The organism is Bartonella sp. AD24XZML, assembly GCF_042196485.1.
GTDB lineage: Bacteria > Pseudomonadota > Alphaproteobacteria > Rhizobiales > Rhizobiaceae > Bartonella.
Map to the genome: position 1 here is coordinate 48,732 of NZ_JBHIQH010000052.1, position 20,686 is coordinate 69,417.

14 protein-coding genes and 1 pseudogene are annotated in these 20,686 nt (G+C 38.0%); 10 read left to right on the forward strand and 5 right to left on the reverse strand.

The window, feature by feature from the left end:
- Window positions 1–3 precede the first annotated feature (3 nt).
- The 5 genes from ACFIMX_RS04785 (at window position 4) to ACFIMX_RS04805 (ending at window position 5,774) form a co-directional block, all read left to right on the forward strand.
- Complete coding sequence (locus ACFIMX_RS04785) at window positions 4–915, forward strand: F0F1 ATP synthase subunit gamma (RefSeq protein WP_375640380.1); 912 nt, start codon at window positions 4–6, stop codon at window positions 913–915.
- 19 nt (window positions 916–934) lie between these two features.
- Window positions 935–2,560 carry a F0F1 ATP synthase subunit beta gene (atpD, locus tag ACFIMX_RS04790; protein ID WP_375694097.1) on the forward strand — a complete coding sequence of 542 codons (1,626 nt, stop codon included), beginning with the start codon at window positions 935–937 and terminating at the stop codon, window positions 2,558–2,560.
- A gap of 108 nt (window positions 2,561–2,668) precedes the next feature.
- On the forward strand, window positions 2,669–3,085 hold the full coding sequence (gene atpC, locus ACFIMX_RS04795; protein WP_375617838.1) for an ATP synthase F1 subunit epsilon: 417 nt from the start codon (window positions 2,669–2,671) through the stop codon (window positions 3,083–3,085).
- A gap of 23 nt (window positions 3,086–3,108) precedes the next feature.
- Window positions 3,109–4,737 (forward strand): MFS transporter, encoded by a 1,629-nt coding sequence (locus ACFIMX_RS04800; protein ID WP_375617839.1) that lies wholly within the window; start codon window positions 3,109–3,111, stop codon window positions 4,735–4,737.
- A gap of 29 nt (window positions 4,738–4,766) precedes the next feature.
- Window positions 4,767–5,774: an HlyD family secretion protein gene (locus ACFIMX_RS04805; protein ID WP_375617840.1), complete on the forward strand. Its 1,008-nt coding sequence runs from the start codon at window positions 4,767–4,769 to the stop codon at window positions 5,772–5,774.
- A gap of 471 nt (window positions 5,775–6,245) precedes the next feature.
- On the opposite strand, the gene ACFIMX_RS04810 is transcribed toward ACFIMX_RS04805, so the two are convergent.
- A complete protein-coding gene (locus ACFIMX_RS04810; RefSeq protein ID WP_375611728.1) occupies window positions 6,246–6,530 on the reverse strand; it encodes a hypothetical protein in 285 nt (94 codons plus the stop codon).
- Between the two features lie 852 nt (window positions 6,531–7,382).
- Between ACFIMX_RS04810 and ispG the strand changes: the two genes are divergently transcribed.
- From ispG to ACFIMX_RS04825, 3 genes are all read left to right on the forward strand, one after another.
- Window positions 7,383–8,624 carry a flavodoxin-dependent (E)-4-hydroxy-3-methylbut-2-enyl-diphosphate synthase gene (gene ispG / locus ACFIMX_RS04815; protein WP_375617841.1) on the forward strand — a complete coding sequence of 414 codons (1,242 nt, stop codon included), beginning with the start codon at window positions 7,383–7,385 and terminating at the stop codon, window positions 8,622–8,624.
- A gap of 486 nt (window positions 8,625–9,110) precedes the next feature.
- A complete protein-coding gene (locus ACFIMX_RS04820; protein WP_375640378.1) occupies window positions 9,111–10,262 on the forward strand; it encodes an MFS transporter in 1,152 nt (383 codons plus the stop codon).
- 799 nt (window positions 10,263–11,061) lie between these two features.
- Complete coding sequence (locus ACFIMX_RS04825; RefSeq protein ID WP_375617843.1) at window positions 11,062–11,661, forward strand: hypothetical protein; 600 nt, start codon at window positions 11,062–11,064, stop codon at window positions 11,659–11,661.
- 1,235 nt (window positions 11,662–12,896) lie between these two features.
- On the opposite strand, the gene ACFIMX_RS04830 is transcribed toward ACFIMX_RS04825, so the two are convergent.
- Window positions 12,897–13,799: a polyprenyl synthetase family protein gene (locus ACFIMX_RS04830; protein ID WP_375694098.1), complete on the reverse strand. Its 903-nt coding sequence runs from the start codon at window positions 13,797–13,799 to the stop codon at window positions 12,897–12,899.
- 424 nt (window positions 13,800–14,223) lie between these two features.
- Here ACFIMX_RS04830 and rpmF point away from each other — a divergent pair, with 424 nt between their 5' ends.
- Together rpmF and ACFIMX_RS04840 are read left to right on the forward strand one after the other, a co-directional pair.
- Complete coding sequence (gene rpmF / locus ACFIMX_RS04835; RefSeq protein ID WP_005774555.1) at window positions 14,224–14,403, forward strand: 50S ribosomal protein L32; 180 nt, start codon at window positions 14,224–14,226, stop codon at window positions 14,401–14,403.
- A 1,420-nt stretch (window positions 14,404–15,823) separates the two neighbouring features.
- Window positions 15,824–16,546, forward strand: a pseudogene (locus ACFIMX_RS04840) (tyrosine-type recombinase/integrase); the annotation flags it as partial.
- 901 nt (window positions 16,547–17,447) lie between these two features.
- On the opposite strand, the gene ACFIMX_RS04845 reads toward ACFIMX_RS04840, so the two are convergent.
- The 3 genes from ACFIMX_RS04845 to ACFIMX_RS04855 form a co-directional block, all read right to left on the reverse strand.
- Window positions 17,448–18,032 (reverse strand): CarD family transcriptional regulator, encoded by a 585-nt coding sequence (locus ACFIMX_RS04845; protein WP_273790499.1) that lies wholly within the window; start codon window positions 18,030–18,032, stop codon window positions 17,448–17,450.
- A gap of 302 nt (window positions 18,033–18,334) precedes the next feature.
- Complete coding sequence (gene fdxA, locus ACFIMX_RS04850; RefSeq protein WP_375617846.1) at window positions 18,335–18,676, reverse strand: ferredoxin FdxA; 342 nt, start codon at window positions 18,674–18,676, stop codon at window positions 18,335–18,337.
- A gap of 21 nt (window positions 18,677–18,697) precedes the next feature.
- A complete protein-coding gene (locus tag ACFIMX_RS04855) occupies window positions 18,698–20,278 on the reverse strand; it encodes a hypothetical protein (protein WP_375694099.1) in 1,581 nt (526 codons plus the stop codon).
- Window positions 20,279–20,686 lie beyond the last annotated feature (408 nt).

Sequence of the window (20,686 nt, forward strand, 5' to 3'; positions counted from 1 at the left end):
TGAATGGCTTCACTAAAAGATCTTAGAGACCGTATCGCTTCGGTTAAAGCAACACAAAAGATTACCAAAGCTATGCAAATGGTTGCAGCGGCGAGGTTGCATCGTGCTCAAGAGGCAGCGCAGTCTGCACGTCCTTATGCGAAGAGAATGGCTGATATTTTGACCAGTGTTGCTGCTGATGTAGATGGTGTTGATGCGCCTACTCTTATGCGTGGTACGGGGCGCGATGATGTGCATCTTTTGGTGGTGTGTACTGCTGAGCGCGGTTTGTGTGGTGCTTTTAACGTGCAAATTGCTCGTCGTGCACGTGAACAGATTAAGGCATTGTTGGCGGCTGATAAAATAGTAAAAATTATCACTGTGGGTAAAAAAGGCGCGGATATTTTATCGCGTGATTACAAAGGCTTGATAATTGATCATATCGATTTGCATGCTGTAAAGCGAATTGGTTTTGCAGAGGCAGTGATGATTAGTCAACCGATTGTTGATTTATTCAATGAAGGTGCTTTTGATGTTTGTACGCTGTTTTATTCTGAATTTGTTTCCGTAATTAATCAGCGTCCAACAGCTTTGGATTTGATTCCAATGGTTGCTCCAAAAGCAGCTGTTGGGGCAATAGATGTTGTGGAGCAAACCGATCATAACAAAGGTTCACAATCGATTGTTTATGAATATGAACCTGATGCTGCGTCTCTTTTAGAGGCCCTTGTACCACGTAATCTTTCGGTGCAAATCTTTCGGGCTTTGCTAGAAAATGTTGCTGGTGAAATGGGCGCCAAGATGACAGCTATGGATAATGCATCGCGCAATGCGGGTGAAATGATTAGTAAATTGACGGTGGCTTATAATCGTCAACGTCAAGCACAGATTACGACAGAATTGATCGAAATTATTGCGGGCGCTGAAGCGCTTTAAATGGAGAAGGTAAGGATTGATGGTAAAAGCAGTAACCTCAAGCAAAGGAACAGAAAAAGGTGAAAAAAAGAAACCAGCTGCTCGTTCCGGCGTGAAAAAAGCCGCTTCGAAATCTCAAGTGGATGTAAAGGCTTCCTCTGTACCTGAGTGTGATGCAGCTAAAGATACACCTGTAAAAAAAGATACATCCGCAAAAAAAGAAGAGCGTGCAAAAGGCGCTGTTGGTGAAATCAAGCAGATTATTGGTGCTGTCGTTGATGTGCAATTTGAAGGTGAATTGCCAAATATTCTCAACGCTTTGGAAACAGAGAATTTAGGCAATCGCTTGGTATTAGAAGTTGCGCAGCATTTGGGTGAAAATACCGTGCGTACGATTGCTATGGATACGACTGATGGTTTGATGCGGGGCCAAAAGGTTGTGGATACAGGCACACAAATTAGCGTTCCTGTAGGAGAAGCAACGTTGGGACGTATTATGAATGTGATTGGGGAACCGGTGGATAATGTGGGACCAATCGCTTCAACCAAAACACGTTCTATTCACCAAGAGGCACCTGAATATGTTGAGCAATCGACTGTTTCGGAAATTCTCGTAACCGGTATTAAAGTCGTCGATTTGTTAGCCCCTTATTCTAAAGGGGGTAAAATTGGCTTGTTTGGTGGTGCTGGTGTTGGAAAAACCGTTCTCATTATGGAGCTTATAAACAATATTGCAAAGGCACATGGTGGCTATTCTGTATTTGCTGGTGTGGGAGAACGTACACGTGAAGGAAATGATCTTTATTATGAAATGATCGAAAGCCGCGTGAATGTGAATCCAAAAGAGAATAATGGTTCAACGGAAGGGTCAAAGTGTGCCCTTGTTTACGGGCAAATGAATGAACCACCAGGAGCGCGTGCGCGTGTGGCTCTTTCAGGATTGACAATTGCGGAAAGTTTCCGTGATGAAGGACAAGATGTTCTCTTCTTTGTGGATAATATTTTCCGTTTCACGCAAGCAGGAGCTGAGGTATCTGCTCTTTTAGGGCGTATTCCTTCTGCTGTTGGGTATCAGCCTACCTTGGCAACGGATATGGGGGCGTTGCAAGAACGTATTACCAGTACAAAAACAGGCTCTATTACTTCCGTTCAGGCAATTTATGTTCCGGCAGATGACTTGACGGATCCGGCGCCGGCAGCGTCTTTTGCTCATTTGGATGCAACAACTGTTCTTTCGCGCTCTATTGCGGAAAAGGGGATTTATCCAGCGGTTGATCCGCTTGACTCTTTCTCGCGTATGTTGGATCCATTGATTGTGGGGGAAGAGCATTACACTGTTGCTTGTCAAGTGCAAACCATTTTACAACGTTATAGAGCGCTTCAGGATATTATTGCTATTCTTGGAATGGATGAACTTTCTGAAGATGACAAATTGCTGGTGGGGCGGGCGCGTAAAATTGAACGTTTCCTTTCGCAACCTTTCCATGTTGCGGAAGCCTTTACTGGTTCGCCGGGGAAACTCGTTCCTTTGGAAGAGACAATCAAAGGCTTTAAGGGGCTTTGTGCTGGCGATTACGATGATTTGCCAGAAGCTGCTTTTTATATGGTTGGTTCGATTGATGAAGCACTTGAAAAAGGAAAGCGTCTCATGGCAGAGGCTTCTTAGTAAGAAGCTTCTTATTCAAGAGAAAACTGTCATGGGTATTTTTCGTTAAAAAGGACGAGTCGTTGGAGAAAACGGAGAGTCCTTATATCGGGTATTGTGGAGACTTTTGTGGAAGACAATAGAGAAGAGCATTTTTTATTTGAGCTTGTATCGCCTGAAAAAATTGTGTTTTCAGAGCAGGTAGTGTCTGTTGTTCTTCCTTCAGCCTCAGGTTATTTGACAGTTATGGCGCATCATGCGCCATTGGTGGCAAGTATTGTGTTGGGCAGTGTTCGTGTTCGTACCTCTTTGGGTGAAAAATTATTTGTTGTATGCGGGGGTGTTGCAAATATTACCTTTTCAGGTTGCTCTTTATTGGTAGAGCACGTTGTGGCTGTAGAGAATCTTTCTTTTGATGTATTAGAACAGCAGATTTTGCAGATTCAAGCGACGTTAGAAGGAGGGACAAGTGATGAGGACAATCATAAAATAGAGGCTTTTTTCCAGCAGTTGTCAGCTGATGGTGCTGTGTTGATAGAAGCGTAGCAGAGTATACAGGAAAAGATGACATGAGCGGAAAAAAGAGTACGGTTGTGTCTGCTAAAAGGAGTGCAAAACCTTTTCCTCATCCTGGTCGTGTCTTTGCGGGACCTTTGCCAAAGTGCTTTGTTTATATTTTTGCTTCTCTTATTTTGCAATGGGCTTATGGTTTAGGGGCTAATATTGTCCAGTCTAACATTGTCCATCTTACGGGTGATTTTCATGCAACTTTGGCCGAGACGACATGGCTGGTAGCGGCTTATATGGCGCCAAATGTGAGTGTAGCGATTATGTTGATCAAAATCCGCTATCAATTTGGGCTGCGCGCTTTTGCTGAACTGTCAATCCTTGGCTTTGTTTTGGTTTGTGTGTTGCAGCTCTTTGTTACGGATTTGCGTTCTGCGCTAATTATTCGCTTTTTTGCTGGGATTGCTGCTGCACCTTTGGCTTCGCTTGCGCTGCTTTATATGATGGAGGCTTTTGCTCCAGCAAAGAAGTTTACTGTTGCTCTGAGTTTGAATTATATGAATGCAGCTTTAGCAGCACCTTTATCACGTTTGATTTCTCCTGATTTGCTGGAAAATGGTGGTTTTTCCAGCCTTTCCGCTCTGGAAATGGGGTTGGTTCTTATCAGCTTGGTCTGTATCTATACTTTACCTCTTACTCCTGTTGTGCGTAGTAAGGTTATTCAAAAATTAGATTGGATAAGCTATGGTTTGATTGCTCTTGGTCTTGGATTAAATGCTGTGATCATGTCTGTTGGTATATTGTATTGGTGGTATGAAGCGCCATGGATTGGTTGGGGGCTCGCACTTGCTATTTTCTCTTTGGCTGTTGCTATTATTATTGAGCTTAATAGAGAAAAACCGTTGATTGATCTCCGTTGGATTTTCAGTAAAGAAATGATACAATCTGTTTTTATTTTATTGATTTTTCATGTTTTTTTGTTGGAACGATCCAATTTGCCCGTCGGTTTTTTTAATCTTTTTGGTTTGCTCAATCGTGAAATGGCGCCCATGTATCTTGCGGTGACATTAGGGATTCTGTTAGGGGGGGCTGTTTGTGTCTTTTTTTTACGGACGGGGCGTGAAGATTATTTTTATTTGTTATCTTTGGGTTGTTTGGCACTTGGCGCTTATTTAGATAGTCGTGTCAATCATTTAACGCGTCCGCAAGATATGATGTTGAGCCAAGGATTGGTGAGTTTTAGTTATGCACTTTTTTTGCCTCCTGCTCTTTTCAAAGGGTTTGTGATTGCTGGTGAGCGAGGGCCGCGTTATGTTTTGAGTTTTATTGCTGTTTTTTTGCTAACGCAAGTGACAGGGGGATTGATGGGATCGGCTTTTTTTGGCACTCTACAGTTTTATTTTGCTCATAAGAACTTTGAGTCTTTAACACAAAATATTGTTGTGACGGATCCGCTTATTTCTGGTGAGATAAATACTTTATTTTCGCCTTCTTATGGTGCTTCTGTTCCCCATGGCTTTGGAAGTGAGCAGGCGACTTCTCTGTTGATAGAGAAATTTAAGTTAACAGCAAATATTTTTGCTTATGATGACGTTTTTCGGCTTTATTTTTATATTTCAATGGCTGTATTCGTTGTTTTTCTTGTTACAATGGTTGTTAAGTCATGCTCTTTGCGTGCGTTAGAAAAGTAGAGTGATGTTATAGAAGAGGGGTGCAAAAAATGATAAAAGCATTACGGTCAAAAGCTACGATTGTTGCATTCCTATCGGGCATTACGGGTGTTTTGCTAATTTTGTGGGCTTGGAGACTTCCTCCTTTTGTAAATAACATTCAAATAACGGATAATGCTTCCATTAAGGGTAATGTTACTCTGGTGAGTTCACAGATCTCTGGGGTGATTGCACGGATTTATGTGCAAGATTATCAACGTGTTGAAAAAGGAATGCTACTCTTTGAGCTTGATGATTCTCTTTTTCGTCAGCAGCTTGCACGGGCACAGGCTGTTCTCGATTCAAAAAATGCAAAACTGGCAAGTATTGAATTGCAAGCTCAGATTTTACAGGGAGAAGTTAATGCTGCAGAAGCGGAATTAGCGCGTTCACGAGCATTCTCTAATGTTGTTTCTGATAGTAAAAAGTTAGGCTTTGGTGATGCGGCAGTTTCTGTTTCTCGCCCTCTTTCACAACTCTTGGCAGCCCTAGAAACAAAACGACAATTGCAAAAACAATTAAATCTTGAACGGCAAAGTTTACAGTCAGAAGTTTCGGGAGCGAAGGTGAGTGTTGAGTTGGCAAAACTTAATCTCGATCATACAAAGATTTTATCTCCTAGAACAGGCTATGTTGGATTGGTTGGCGCTAGGGTAGGGCAATATGTTATGCCGGGGACACAATTGGTCTCTGTTATTTCTGATGATATTTGGATTATTGCTAATTATAAGGAAACGCAACTTTCTCAGATGCGTGTGGGACAACCGGTTGTTTTTTCTGTTGATGCATTGAACAACAAAAAGTTAACAGGGCGTGTGGTTCGTTTTGCACCTGCTACAGGCTCAGAATTTTCATTGTTAAAAACGGATACGACAATTGGTAATTTTATCAAAATTGCGCAACGTATTTCAGTACGGATTGCTTTAGATCCTGGGCAGGAAGGGATTGAAAAACTCATTCCTGGCATGTCCGTGGTTACCTATGTAGATACTTCGCAGCGAGTCGATTCTGGAGGATGAAATTTTGGGTTTTTTCAGTTTAATTTTTGCGTCATTTACTTATAGCAAGTGGTTGTTTACGTTGGAAGATTTCGTTTGGTTTGCTATACTACATGTTTTAAAGCTCTTAGGCTTCTTATACTTTTATGTCATGATGTAAAATAATGTTCTTTAGAATATTAAAGCGCATGCATCTTTACTCACTTCCATTTCTTTTGAACTAACTCAGTAGGGGGATGGAGTATTGGAAGCTTTGCCTGTGGTTTTGCACAACACTGTCCTTTGAGGTGTGGTGTCACCGCATGTTTGGAAGATGGGGGTGGGGGATGCCAGATAAAAAACTGGATTATAGACTGCTCGGATAGGTGGGAAACTTATCCTGTTGGGAGAGGGCATAAAGTTAGGAGGAAGACGTAAAGTTTATATTTTGTAAACCATAAAAAATGCCCGCTTTGAGTCGGGCATTAAAAGGGAAGGTTATTGGTTGTGTTATTAATTTTTACGGATCAGCAAGAAGCTTACTAAAACGACTCCTGCTGCTAATGCGAGGGTTTTTTTAGGATTTTCTTTCGCTTTTTTCTTTAATTCTGTAGCATGTTCGTTGAGGTGATAAAGTGCGTGACGGCCTTTTTGTTTCCATGTATTAAACAGCTCAGAAATGTTTTCAAAGCTATCATTTTGAAAACTCCAATGATTTACGGGGACCAGCTCTCTTTTTAATTGTGCTATACGTTTTTTAATTTTAGCATTTTTTCTATGGGGTGAAAATAGACACATTTATTGACTCCTTCATGTGTTAAATTGTTGTGTGACAGTTGGAATTGTGTTTGGGGTTTTGCTATAACGGCTTGAAAATTGAAAGGTTGCATTGATAATGCCGTGCGTGGGTGAGATGAGAGTTAAGAGTTTGGGTTTAATGAGGCATTTCTTAATGTACTCGAGTTCATTTCGTGATGGTGTTTGTTAAGGATGTAAGGTAAAAATTTTTACAAAATGGTGTAAGATTCATTCATAAAAATGGTGGGCGATGTCTTCATTTTTTTGTTTGTTTAAAGTGTTGGGATAGCTTTTGGCACTTGAAATAGTTTATAAGGAGTTTTTATCTACCTATTCTCTTGTGGCTGTAGGGAAGTGGTATTGATTGATTCAATTAAGAAGATTTAAAATGAGGAAATCTTATGATATTTGGGTTTTCCATTCAAATTTGTAAAAAATAGATTATTATAAATCAATATGTTGGATTAATTTGGCGATGTCTTTCATGCATTTTTAAAAATGGCGCTTTGATGGGTGTTATTTGTTGTGTTGTAAAACACTGTTTTGTGATGACATTAATGTCAGGTATCGGAATGCAACTTAAAAATACAGTATTGTCTCTGTTTTGTTTCAGTTTCTTTTTGAAGCAACCAAGTGTAGAAGTATAAACTTGAACAGAAGTAGTAGAACTTATCCGGTACGTCTATAGAATGAATCCACCTATGAGTTGTATTGCATCAGTGTTAGTAGGTAGAACCTTTTGAGAGCAATCTGTTAAGATTGGTGGGCGGTGTAATTTTCGTCCTTTGAAGCGCGGAGGAAATCAATGTAAATAATGATTGATAGCGCAGGTTTTAAAAATTTGAGGACTTGATGAGTACGACCTATTTTTTATCTAAACCACTTGAGCGTCGTCGATCTGTTGGTGTTGCTGTTGGTGATGTGATCATTGGGGGGCAGAGCCCGATAGTTGTACAGTCGATGACCAATACAGATACCGCTGATGTTGATGCAACTGTTTCTCAAGTAGCTGCTCTTTGGCAAGCTGGCTCACAATTGGTTCGAATTACTGTTGATCGCGATGAAGCGGCGGCGGCTGTACCAAAAATACGGGAGCGATTGGAGAGGTTAGGATTTTTTGTACCATTGGTTGGGGATTTTCATTATATTGGTCATAAGCTTTTATCTGAGCATCCTGCGTGTGCTGAAGCGCTTGCAAAATATCGCATCAATCCTGGAAATGTAGGTTTTGGCGCAAAAAAAGATCGTCAATTTGCAGAAATTATTGAGATTGCTTGTCGGTATCATAAACCTATTCGTATTGGCGTGAATTGGGGCTCTCTTGATAATGCGTTGTTAACACGGCTTATGAATGAAAATGCACAGCAAGAAAATCCTTTATCGGTTGCTGAAGTGATGCGGGAAACTGTTGTGCAGTCGGCTTTGCTTTCGGCTACTTTAGCAGAAGAGTTAGGGTTGGGGCGTGATAAAATTATTCTTTCTGCTAAAGTGAGTGATGTCCAAGATCTTATTGCTGTTTATACCACCTTGGCGGCGCGTTGTGATTATGCTCTTCATTTGGGATTAACGGAAGCTGGGATGGGAACAAAGGGCATTGTTGCTTCTTCGGTGGCTTTGGGTATTTTATTACAGCAAGGGATTGGCGATACGATACGAATTTCCTTAACACCAAAACCTGGTGGTGATCGGACACGAGAAGTAAAGGTGGGGCAAGAACTTTTGCAAGTGATGGGGTTTCGGCAATTTTTGCCTGTGGTTGCGGCTTGTCCTGGTTGTGGGCGCACAACCTCAACGGTCTTTCAACAATTGGCACAAAAAATTGAAGCAGATTTATACAAAAATATGCCTGTTTGGCGTGAAAAATACCCTGGCGTTGAAAGTTTGAAGGTTGCTGTGATGGGATGTATCGTCAATGGACCGGGGGAATCAAAGCATGCGGATATTGGAATCTCTTTGCCTGGAGTGGGGGAAAGTCCTGCGGCACCTGTTTTTATTGAGGGACAAAAGGTAAAAACTTTGCGGGGTGATCACATTGCTGAAGAATTTGAAGCACTTTTGAGTGATTATATTCATACACGCTTTGGGCAAGGTTGAGGTAAAATCGCATAAGGTTGAAGTAAAAATGGTGTGTCGTTTTTTTAAACAAGCTGTCTTCAATGTGAAGAGGGTGCTGTTGTATGCTGCTTTAGCTATGGTCAATACTGTTGTTGGTTACTTATTATTTTAGGTAAAACCAGATGATATGCCTGTTTTAGAATCAGAAGCTTATGAAAGATATTAATGAGTTTGAGTGTGTTAAGACTATTAAGCAAAACGATATGAATACTTTAATAGATCCGTAAATGTTGTTGCTGGTTTTTTGGCTGCTCTTGAGACAGTAAAATATTTAACGGATTCTTCAAATATCAAATTATAGAAAGAACATTGTTCATTCATTGTTTCGGTATTTTCCAGCTATAAAATTGATAGGACTGAAGATCCTTATAGCGGTTATAGCCCTATTTGTCGTAAAATGTAAGCTTTTATATTGATATAAAATGATGTATACGGGTGCCTTTTTTGGCGTTATTGGGGGAGTGCATGACAAGTATATTAGCGTTTGGCTTTTTATTTAACGGTATAAGGATTTTAACCGGCGCCTTTATTGTCTTTTATATGCTTGAAAAAGGCTTAACACTTATTGATATTGGGATCATTAAGTCGTTTCAGGCTTTTATTATGATGGTTACAGATATTCCTCTGGGATATTTTGCTGATCGAAAAAGTTATAAAATATCGATCGTTTTGGCAGCGGCTTTTGCTGCTACATGGCTCTTTCTCATGGGATTTTCTACAAGCTTTTATGGTTTTCTTTTGGCAGAATCTTTTAATGCCTTATCGCTGACATTGATTGCGGGGGCTTATAATGCTTTACTTGTTCAATATGCAAAAGCAAAAGTGACATCGACTAAAAAAGTGCTGGGAGCGAGCTCTCAATATAATTACATCGGCATGTTTATATTCAGTTTGATCGGTGCTTATTTTGCTGATTATTCGAGCCAATATATATGGTATATCGCGGCGTTTTTAATGTTGATGACAGCACTCTTTGGTTTGTTTTTTCTTGATGACTTGAAGGGGGAGAAAAAACCAAATAAAGCGAATTCTCTCATTTGTGAAGCTAAGGAGATGTTGTCTATTTTTATTAAAGTTCCTTATATTTCTTTATGCTTTTATTTTTCATTGATCTTTTTCAATATATTCTCGCAGTATTGGCAGTGGATATTTAAAGATCATCATATTAATGTCACTTATTTTGATCTTGGTGTGACATTTTCGCTGATATTGTTCTCTCAGCTTTTGGCTAGTTTTCTCTTTACAAAACTAAGTGAAAGAATGAACTTTATTTTACTGTTGTTTCTTTCTGCTTCACTGATTTTTACCGTTGCTTTCTTTGAACCAAGAAAAGAAATGGCTGTCATTTTAGTTTGTATGATTTTTTATCTCATTAAATATACATATCTTCGTGTAGAAGTTGTTTTGCATGATAGTATTAGTGATCATTTCAGGGCTACATATGAATCTTTCTTGTCAACCGTTGGGAGATTTAGCTTATTGGTATTTTTTTACATGAGTGCGTATATGGTCAATATATTTGGCTTTTTCTCACTCGTTTATATTTTTGCTATTTATTTATTGATTTACTTGTTGGCAGTACTTTTTTTAGAAGGAACTCTCAAAAAAGTTCAGTGAAAATATTAACTTATTACGATACGTGTTTTATAGGGTTTCATAGTGGGGCAAAGCTTTGATTTATTAAGGCGCATCGTTGTTTTTGCATGTTGAATGAGAAAGCTGAATAGTGTCAGTTATTCTTATTTAAAATCTATGTATGTTGAAGCAATCAAAGTCATCTGCTTGTACGTTATAAGTGGGCTTGGCATAATAATCATTAAAATGGCATAACAATCATTACAAAAGAAATAAAAATGCTGCTCATGAATATTACACAAAGGGTTGCTGACAAGATTGGACGCTGATAAAGAACATGATTGTGCCGGATTATATACTTATTAAGGAATGGTGATGGAGCAGTTTTCTCATTTTCATTGGTTCCTTACTGGTAACACTTTATCTCATTAGAGCTAATTTAAGCAGTCGGACAATTTATAGCCTGTTCAAATAGGCTTTCCTCATGACTGATTTTATTGTTGATATATTTAACGCGTTTTATTGCTGTTTTCTTTAAAATATCAATTATCTTGTTGAGATAATTTTTTACGTTGTACATTCTCATTTTTGAGTATTTTCTCTTTGATTGTGGTGTTAGCTCTGTATTTTCTGATGTTAGAAAATTTCTGATCCAGATAATAAACTTATCTATGGAAACTTTGAATGACATCCCCCCTCTTTGAGAGGGAATAAAACCAAGTACAGAAATATTGTTGAGTACAATTTGCTACAAATAAGCCACAAGAAACCAGCACATATTGATATATTTGATAGGAATCTGTTAAGCCGTACAAATTATGGTTATTATAAAGGTAAAGCGATGAAATCGTTATCCATAACGTGTGTTGTAACATTTATAACTCTTTTTTCTGTATTGGTATTGTTGGGATGTACGCGTGTAGATAGTTTAGAGCAGTACAATAAACTTTACGAAGAATATATAAGTGAAAAATACGAGGCTTTTGAACATTTTCAAAAGCAGGAACAAGCAAGAAATTTCGTCTATAGCCGTGGTTATCAAAATATAGCGCCCAAATTTGATATTATATGGCATCGACACATACTTATTGTTTTATGTGGACGCTTTGTTAATTTATTACGCAGTGATTATAATGAGGAGATGTCATGGGCAATGCTACCCAATGTCATAAGCAGTTTGCGTTATGACTATAATTGGAGAGAAAGCGATTTTATCTGGGCTTATAATATGTCTATGAATTCTACCGACCCCATGATTGATTATGCGAAAAAATTTCTTAATTCTTCAAGTGGAAATGGTATTAGCCCAACAACACAAATTATTGACCTTGTGTCTAGTATGAGAGCTGGTCATGATGACAATACTAAACAAATAGCGCGTTTTTGCAGAGAACTCCACACGATATATGATATGATGAAACCAAGAGGAATTTACAAATGATATTGAATGGGTAATGAGAAAAATTCTCTCGAAGGGTATTAAATGGCTATAATACTCTTGATAATTGCGGCATTTTCTTGGCCATGTTGCTTGTTTTTTTATTATGGCTTCAAAAGGTGGACATATTTTCCAGCTTTGGCAACAGGCATAGGTTCACTTACAATGATGCTTTTCATCTTAATAAGAAAATTGCACTTAAAGGAGGAAATTTGCACTTGGATTGAAAAAACGACTTATCACAAATTAGATTGCGCTATTATATATAATAATAAGGACTTTTTTATCTTTCTGTTGCAAAGATCATTCTCTGTTTAATCTTATCAATTCTCTGTTTGTGTGATGAATTGAATAAACGAGATAAAGAGCGTGATGAATTAAAGTTCTACAGTGATCATGATTATTATTAAATTGAAGTTATTACACACTTTTGTAAATAAAAATGTTTCTGCTTTTGAAGGAGCACGCCGACACAATCATTCACTTTGCTAGCCCCTAATGTTGCGACAGCCCTTGGCTTTTAAGACGGTTCATAAGAGGCATTTTTTTAGTCTTTTCTTTGATGTTTTGCCCTACGCGGCTCTCTCTGTTTTTGAGGTGCAAGCAAGTGATTTTTATTGATTCAATATACACAGATTTGAAATGAAAGAATCTTACGGTATTCAGGGTTCTTATTCAAGTTGAACAACCGAGAATTATGATTATAAATCAATGTGTTATATCTTTCCAGCTTAAGAAAAGAGAGATCAGTAATAATACTGCTTTGGTCTTTCGTTCTATTGAAATTAATGGCTTTATTTATCCTGTTATGCCGTAACATACTGTCATTTGAGGGGTGGTGAAGGTATCCTGTTTGATACATTAAGTATTTTAAGAAGTACATGGTGAATATTCTTAAGTCTTGCTTATCGCGTCTTTAGTTTAAGTGAATCGCATGTGTGGAATCGGCTTTAAAGCATCCACTGTAATATCTTTTAAAACATGATGATTACGCATTTTCACATTTTGTTTCTTTTAGTCTTTAATGGAAGGCATTTTTCATGCAAAATAGGATACCCAGAATGCATTTGTGTTATAAATTCACGCGGCTTGTTTTAATGAAATTCCTCTCAAGATTTGTCGTACCCATTTCATGATAAGGACTATAATGGAGATTAATAGTAACGTTTCTTGGAAAAGTCTATTATGCATTCAATAAATATGACGGTGTACACTATGTACAATAGGGTGGATGAAGTTTAATTTTGGCGTATTGCACTAAAGTGTGCTGCTTGTTGGAGGGGGAGTGCTTTAGCGCCAAAAGGATGTAAGAATGCTTCTGCTTTACTGATGAGTATATCTCGCTTTTTTTGGGTTTCTTTAATGCCGTAAAGATGAACAAAAGTGGCTTTTTGTGCCGTTTCATCTTTCCCAGCCGTTTTTCCTAGGGTTTGCGTGTTGGCGGTGACATCAAGAAGGTCATCGGTTAATTGAAAGGCTAAACCAAGATAGGTACCAAAATCAGTAAGCTTTTCGGTTAATTCTTTAGATGCATTGCCAATGATGGCACCTGCTTGGCAAGCAAAGCTTATCAGGGCTGCTGTTTTCATGTGTTGTAGAGTGATGATGTCAGTACTTTCTTGCGGTCTTTTTTCAGCTTCAAGGTCCAGCATTTGTCCACCTAACATACCGCCAAGTCCTGCCGATTGTGCAAGAGACGTGATCAGCTTGATTCTAATATCTGTAGATAGATTACTAGCTTTATGGGCAATGATTTCAAAGGCAAATGTTAAGAGGGCATTGCCTGCTAGAATTGCTGTTGCTTCATCAAATGCTACATGGACAGTGGGTTTTCCACGCCGGAGTATATCGTTATCCATAGCGGGAAGATCATCATGAATGAGCGAATAACAATGGATACATTCTAAGGCACATGCAACATCAAGAGAATGTTCTACAGGGACGTCAAAAAGTGCAGCACTTTGAATTACAAGAAAAGAACGCAAGCGTTTTCCACCGTTCAGCACACCATAGCGCATGGCTTTGATTAAGTTTTTAGGGCGTGAAATTTCACCATTTTGGATTTGATCACTTAACAGGGTATCAAGCCGTTTTTCAACGGTGTCTCTATGTTTTGCAAGAAGGGTGGTAAATTCGTGCATTCTTGCTTCCTTTGTTTTTACAAAAATGAAATTATGAAGTTTAAAGAGAAAGGTTGTCGCTTTTTCTTGTTTTCATAAATTGGCGTCGTTTTTTATTAAAAATCAACTTCTCTTTTTATCCGTATCTCTACTGTATGCGCAAATCCCTTTTTAAACCAAATAAAAATTGAATGAAGGGCTTATAAAAAAGCTTTCATTGGTGTATAAAATTCTTAAATTTTGCAGTGTTTTTGATATTCATTTGATTATTGTGACACCATTTTTGATAACAGGAAGGTCATTTTTGGTAAGAGGAGGATCATTTTGACATTGCCTCTTCTTTTTTATCAGTGTATAATATCCTCAAATTTTATGGTGTTTTAAATGAAGCATTGTCATTTTTGACATTGCTTTTTCTGTTTTAATGGATTTGGAGTGTCTTTTTATGGCTGTACCTAAACGAAAAACCTCTCCAGCGAAGAGGGGCATGCGCCGTTCGGCTGATGCTCTGAAGGCGCCGACTTATATTGAAGATAAAAATTCTGGTGAATTACGTCGTCCTCATCACATTGATTTGAAAACGGGAATGTATCGTGGGCGTTCCGTTTTAGTGGTTAAAGACTGAGCGTTTTCTTTCTTTTCCAGTGGTGAACTTCTTTTATTTCGTCGATCAATGCACGCTTGGGGCGTGCATTTTCGCTTTAAGATCAATGTTGGGGTTCCCTTTCGTCGCCCTCTATTGATATGGAAAAGGGAATGTATCATGGGCATTCTGTTTTAGTGGTTAAAACTTTAGCATTTTATTTCTTTTCCAGTGGTGAGCTTCTTTTGTTTCATTAGTGAATGCATAGGGTAAGATGCGTTTTTCATTTTTTCTTGAGAACATGTGTGGGATAAAGTTTTGCTTTAGAGAAATGATTCTATTGTGGGAGATGATTTTCTTGTTTTCTTGAGAGGCTATAAAAGATTGCTTGTATCAGTGTCTTTTATGACGACTTCGTTAAGAGCTTGGGTATTGATATAAGTTAGCTCAGTAATAGAATCATTTTGTATCGCACTTAATCTTTATTGACTCTAGAGAGAATCCTATTAGACCGTTAAATATCATCTTTAAGGCGGTTGATCTATGTAAGGATTTAAGCATACCGGTGTTTTTTATGAGAATATTTAAGGCAATGGTTTGTCTATAGGCTTATATTGTGACATGTGATTCTCCTTAAAAAATAGAGATCGACATCACATTGATTTATAAAGATCATTTGTTGTTTTGCGCCTTGAATGGAAGGTCTATCGTAGGATTTTCTCATTTCAAATTTTTCCCCATGTTGAATCAATGATAATCACTTGCTTTTCGGTCACAAGTGGGGCTGGCATGTGGGTAAAAACTCTATAAAAAAGGAAAAAATGTTTATAATGAATATTTTCAAATGTAAGGATTGTTGTAACATTGGGGTTAAATGTATGCTGATGCCAGCGCGCTTTCTTATGAGCAGAAAAGAGAAAACCGTTACAAGACAGAAGGTGTACACATTCAATAATCTTTAGTACTTTTTATGATAAAGGTGCATGAGACTTTTCTATGAATATCACGCTGTCTTTTTATGTTTTTGAACTAAGAATTGTCTATGTATTTTTCTTATTTTTGTGAATATAAGGGATTTGTTGCGAACAGCTTGTAAAAATAAGTAAACTTAAAACCAAATATGTTATGTGTGGGGGTGAGCAAAGTATTTTATCAAAGCCGGTACGATTCTCCAGTTCATAGCTGGTTTATGAATGATTTTATGGTGTTGCTTACCTAAGTTTATGATTTTTTTGTTATCTGTTTATAACTAGACAACATATTGATTTATATATATAATTCACTTATTTCAAATCTCTCTATCTAGAATCAATCAAAACCACTCGTTTGCACGTCACAAGTGGGATGAGTGTGTGGATAAAATTTGTATAAGAAAGGACTAGAAATGGTTCTTATAAATCGTCTTAAGAGCCAAGGGCTGTCGTAACACCCACGAGCTGGAAAATATAATGATGGTGCCGGCTTGCTTCTTCACAAACGTAAAGATGGAGGTGCTCAATGGATTTATCGTTATACCATTCATAGTCGGCGATGTGAAATGGGCATGGGGGACTTGAGAGATGTTTCTTTAAAACAAGCCCGTGAATTGGCAACTGGGTGGCGTTCTGTGTTACGTGAGGGGCGTGACTCCATTAAAGAACGCGATGAACAAAAGCGTGAGGCAATGCGTAATCTTCATTATTTAAAAAACATTGCTTTAGATGCATTTGAAAGTCGTAAAGCTGAATTAAAAAGAGATGGTAAAGCTTGTGATTAGTTTTTACCCTTACGCCTTTATATTCTCCCTAAATTAGGCTGTCTGCCTGTTTCAGAGATTACGCAAATTGAGATACGCAATACCCTTGCCTCTATTTGGCATGCAAAAGCTGCAACAGCAGATAAAGCACTGAAGCGTCTTAATATTTGTCTCAAACATGCGGTTGCTTTGGGTTTGGATGTTGATTTACAAGCAACAAAAAAGCACGCGCACTCTTAAGGTAAGCAACGTCATAAAACGCAAAATAGACCAGCCATGGATTGGAAAGATGTTCCTGCCTTTATTCAGTTACTCTGTAAAACACAAAACATAACACAACTGGCTTTGCGTTTGCTTATCCTGACAGGCGTTCGTAGCAATCCTTTGCGTCATATTCGTGAAGATCAGATTGAAGATGATAACTGGACAATTCCTGCTGAGAATATCCAATCTTTAGCGGTCTGTTTGAAACAGAGATTAAGACTTTTAAGAGTTCTATGAATCGTTCTAGATTTTTTGTGTCCGATTGGAATAAGAATATTGCGTATATCTCCTCTGAAATAAGAATATAACCTCATTTTGGAAAAATATGAAATTGAAAGGGCAATGCTAACGTTCATTTTTATTGTTATTGTTTAAGTTAGTTTTACTGTTTTCAAAAGTATTTGGAACGCCTTTTACAGAATGGAGATGATGGTTTTAGTTCATGCTTTTTTATCGCGTTCTTTAATGGGGAATGCTTCTCATGCAAAATAGAGCGCCCAAGACAAAATATCTTATGTTGTACCGTCACGCATTTTTTTTAAGCAATATTTTTCAATATTTGTGGCATCCATTTTATGACGGTGTTTTTGAATGTTACAATGGTTTTGTAGAAGGGGATAAATGGTAAAGTTTCGGTGTAGTGTATAAACGGCACTATGATCTTTACGCTTAAATAAAAAAGCAAGCCCCGCCCTTACACATCTTGCCAGATTCCAATGTTGGTATATCCTTTGGTGCTTGAGACAGTGTCTCGCTCTTTTTGTACAGTTTTTACCCACAGATCAGCTCCGCTTGTGATTGACAAGCAAGTGATTTGATTAATTCAACATGAGAGAAATTTGAAATGAGAAATCTTACCATATTCAAGATTCTAATTTAATATGAATAATGCTAGATTATGATGATTAATCAGTTTGTTATCTATGAAGAAAGAAAATAAGGAGGAGGAATTTGTCGAAAAGTTAGATTGTTTATAGATTGGCGCTGGTTAAGAAACTTTGTCCTTAAGGGTAGAGAGGATGTTAAAAAATAAAACCAGCTTTTCGCTGGTTTTATCGAAATATCATCATTATGATGAAAGAGTGTATTATGCAGCGTAGACAGCTTTACTGTTTTCATCTGTTTCTTCTCTCTCAGTTTTAAACTCGCGTTCCGGCTTGTTGGAGAGATGCATCTCTATGAGATTGATAGCTTCTGTTTCAGAAAGACTATTAATAACCGCAATTTCGCGGGCCATTCTTTCAAGAGCAGCTGTATAAAGTTGGCGCTCAGAGTAAGATTGTTCAGGCTGTAGATTAGAGCGGAAAAGATCACGGACCACTTCGGCGATACAAATAAGATCTCCTGAGTTGATTTTAGCATCATATTCTTGTGCACGACGTGACCACATGGTCCGTTTAACGCGTGCTTTTCCGCGTAAAACTTTTAAGGCACGTTCGACAGAATCACTAGCAGATAATTTACGCATTCCAACGGAAAGGGCTTTTGCAATGGGGACTTTGACATCCATCTTATCTTTCGCGAAATGAATGACAAAAAGTTTTAATTTATGTCCTGCAACTTCTTGATCTTCAATCGCTATAATTTGTCCTACTCCATGCGTAGGGTAGACGATATATTCAGAGGTTGCAAATTCTTTGGTCTTGGAAGACGTTCCATGTTGGGATGCCATATTTTAGTTTACTCCCTTATGATCAACAAATGTATCGGAAAACAGGTTATAAACCTGAGGGTTGAGTTTTCTTTAACCAAGTATATTGTACCAATTAAGTGAGCATAAAAGCCGAGTACTTTTAAATCAAAAAAAATACACCGCTTTACTATAAAAAGCAAAGAAAAATACTTAGAAAGATGATCATGTTAAAATAACATTAACATCAAAATTTAAAAGAATCAATCATTTCGCTTGAGGATTTTTTATTTTTACAAGAGAAGTCTTTCAATCATTGAAGGAGGAGAGTGTACACTTTATCATTACTCTTCGCCACTTCCTGGATTTTCTGAAAAATACTTTTCTAATTTATTTGGAACGCCATCCATTTCTTTTGCTTGAGGAAGAGGATCTTTTCGGGTGGTTAGATTAGGCCATTTGTTTGCATAATGAAGATTGAGTTCTAACCACTTTTCTAACCCTGGTTCTGTATCAGGTAAAATCGCTTCTGCTGGGCATTCTGGCACGCAAACACCACAATCGATGCATTCATCGGGGTGAATAACAAGCATATTTTCCCCTTCATAAAAACAATCAACTGGGCAGACTTCAACGCAATCCGTATATTTGCAGTGAATGCAGTTGTCGGTTACTACGTGGGTCAAGATCGAACTCCATTTGTTACTTTAATTCTCTTTAGAGGAAAGTGTGTGCGTGTTTTTATGATTGGTGAGTTGTTCGCGTAGTACAGCTAGTTTCGCAAAAGGTGAATCAGGATTAAGGCGCTTTTCTTTTTGAAAGGGCTTATGATTTGCATGTTTCCCTTGGGATTTGTGGAACTTATGAGAGCGTTTTGCTTGTGATGGTGCTTCTTGAGGGGAATTTTCATTTTTGTATTCCGCTTTTTTTACAGCGTTCTTCGATTTATTTTGCCATTTATTTCCTAATTTATCACGTTTTTTTTGTGCATGGTGGGGAAATTGATGCTTATAATGCCATAATAAAATAACTTTATCTTCTTCTGTAGAGCGAGGGGATTTGGCAAAATTCCCAATAGGTTCAGCTTCTGGTAAACGATTGGTTTTATGGAGATGTTTTTCAATACCAGAGGATGAAATGTTTGGGTATGAGATATTTTTTCCCTCTCGTGTTGTTTCTAAATCGCTTATTGTTTTCCATTGACTTCCAACGCATTCTGCTGCGGGAACATCTTGCATTGTCTCATTGACAGGGGAAGAGGCTTGGTGTGCAAGGAGATTTTGTTCAAAAACAGTATTGCTTATGCTGTACGATTGATAACCAAGTCCTTTGAGGATTTCTTCCATATCATTTCCATTGGCCCCAAGAATGGACATCATGGCTGGTGTAACAAAAAAACTTTTTCCATCATAGGCGCCATCTGGTTTGGGATCACTTCCTTGTTTCCAATGAAGTGCGGGACGGATGAGATTGGCAAGACGTTCTAAAATATCAATCCGTACAGCACGTTGTCCTAAGATTCGGTAGCCGGCTAATTGATAAAATTGGCGGTTATAGGTAGAGTCAACCATCAAAGAGGTTCGACCAGCAGATAATGCTGAAAAAATTTCACCCAAACCAGTTTGATCTTGTCCCGCATTTTGAAGATTCCACAGGAGAGTAATGGCTTGAACTGGAGCAGGTTTAAGCATTCCGGCAACATAGATATGAAAAGCGCCAAAACGCACGCCTAGACGCCGAAGAACGGCACGTGATTCTTGCGCAAGGTTTTTGACAATGTCTAAGACTTCGCGGCGTGGTAAAATCCCTAAAGAGTTAAAAAGTTGTAAAACAAGACTGTTTGTTGAATCTGTTAAATTATCAGCATTGCGCAAATCAAACAGGGGTTTTAAAGTCGTTTCAAAATGAAAGGTGACAAAGCGTTCTAATCGTTTCACAACGTTATTGCGGGATTCTCCCGTGAGTTGTTCATCTGCTAAAACAATCAGTTTTGGTTTGAAAAAATCTTCTGTTGCTACAAGTTGTCCTACGGGTTGACCAATCCAGCGCACAATTCCATCAGAACTGAGGGTAAAATCTCCATTTGCAGAAGCACAAAAACGTGTCGCGCGTTTGGAAAAAGCAAGAAACAAATTCTCATTCTCTGTTGAAATTTGCTTCTCAGCTATTTGATCGGTACTGTTTTTGTTGGCATAAAAACGAAAACCTTCAAATTTACCCCTTCCGTGTTTTTCAATGAGAATATCATCTTGAAGAATCTCATTCTGTTGAACAATCTTGCTATCCATGATCATTTTCTTTCTCAGTGTGACACTGGTCAAAAGCTTTTTGCGACAATTTCATAATGGTGCTCTTTCTTTAACACGTTTGTTGCGTTTGCTTCAATCACTCTTGTCATTTTTTGCTGTTTCTTTGCGCCTTTAAAACTTGAATGATTCTTTTTTCATTCAGTTTTCATTCAGTTTGGATGCTTTATATTTGCAAATTACACTTATTAGTTGTATTGTAAAGCTAAAAGCATAAATAAATTCTTCGATTTAAAAGGAAACGGAACCGGTTATCAAAAAACGGCATTTCTTTTGCATGATCACTTTATTTTTTTGCTGTTTTGTCATGAAAAGTGAAGAGAAAGTTTTTTCAAATATTTCATAGGCTAAAAGGCATATTGTAAAGGCATTTTGCAGGTGAAATTGTGT

Coding starts and splice junctions, on each gene's coding strand:
- ACFIMX_RS04785 (WP_375640380.1), top strand. CDS start 4: ATGGCTTCACTAAAAGATCTTAGAGACCGTATCGCTTCGGTTAAAGCA.
- atpD (WP_375694097.1), top strand. CDS start 935: ATGGTAAAAGCAGTAACCTCAAGCAAAGGAACAGAAAAAGGTGAAAAA.
- ACFIMX_RS04800 (WP_375617839.1), top strand. CDS start 3,109: ATGAGCGGAAAAAAGAGTACGGTTGTGTCTGCTAAAAGGAGTGCAAAA.
- ACFIMX_RS04805 (WP_375617840.1), top strand. CDS start 4,767: ATGATAAAAGCATTACGGTCAAAAGCTACGATTGTTGCATTCCTATCG.
- ACFIMX_RS04810 (WP_375611728.1), bottom strand. CDS start 6,530: ATGTGTCTATTTTCACCCCATAGAAAAAATGCTAAAATTAAAAAACGT.
- ispG (WP_375617841.1), top strand. CDS start 7,383: ATGAGTACGACCTATTTTTTATCTAAACCACTTGAGCGTCGTCGATCT.
- ACFIMX_RS04820 (WP_375640378.1), top strand. CDS start 9,111: ATGACAAGTATATTAGCGTTTGGCTTTTTATTTAACGGTATAAGGATT.
- ACFIMX_RS04825 (WP_375617843.1), top strand. CDS start 11,062: ATGAAATCGTTATCCATAACGTGTGTTGTAACATTTATAACTCTTTTT.
- ACFIMX_RS04830 (WP_375694098.1), bottom strand. CDS start 13,799: ATGCACGAATTTACCACCCTTCTTGCAAAACATAGAGACACCGTTGAA.
- rpmF (WP_005774555.1), top strand. CDS start 14,224: ATGGCTGTACCTAAACGAAAAACCTCTCCAGCGAAGAGGGGCATGCGC.
- ACFIMX_RS04845 (WP_273790499.1), bottom strand. CDS start 18,032: ATGGCATCCCAACATGGAACGTCTTCCAAGACCAAAGAATTTGCAACC.
- ACFIMX_RS04855 (WP_375694099.1), bottom strand. CDS start 20,278: ATGGATAGCAAGATTGTTCAACAGAATGAGATTCTTCAAGATGATATT.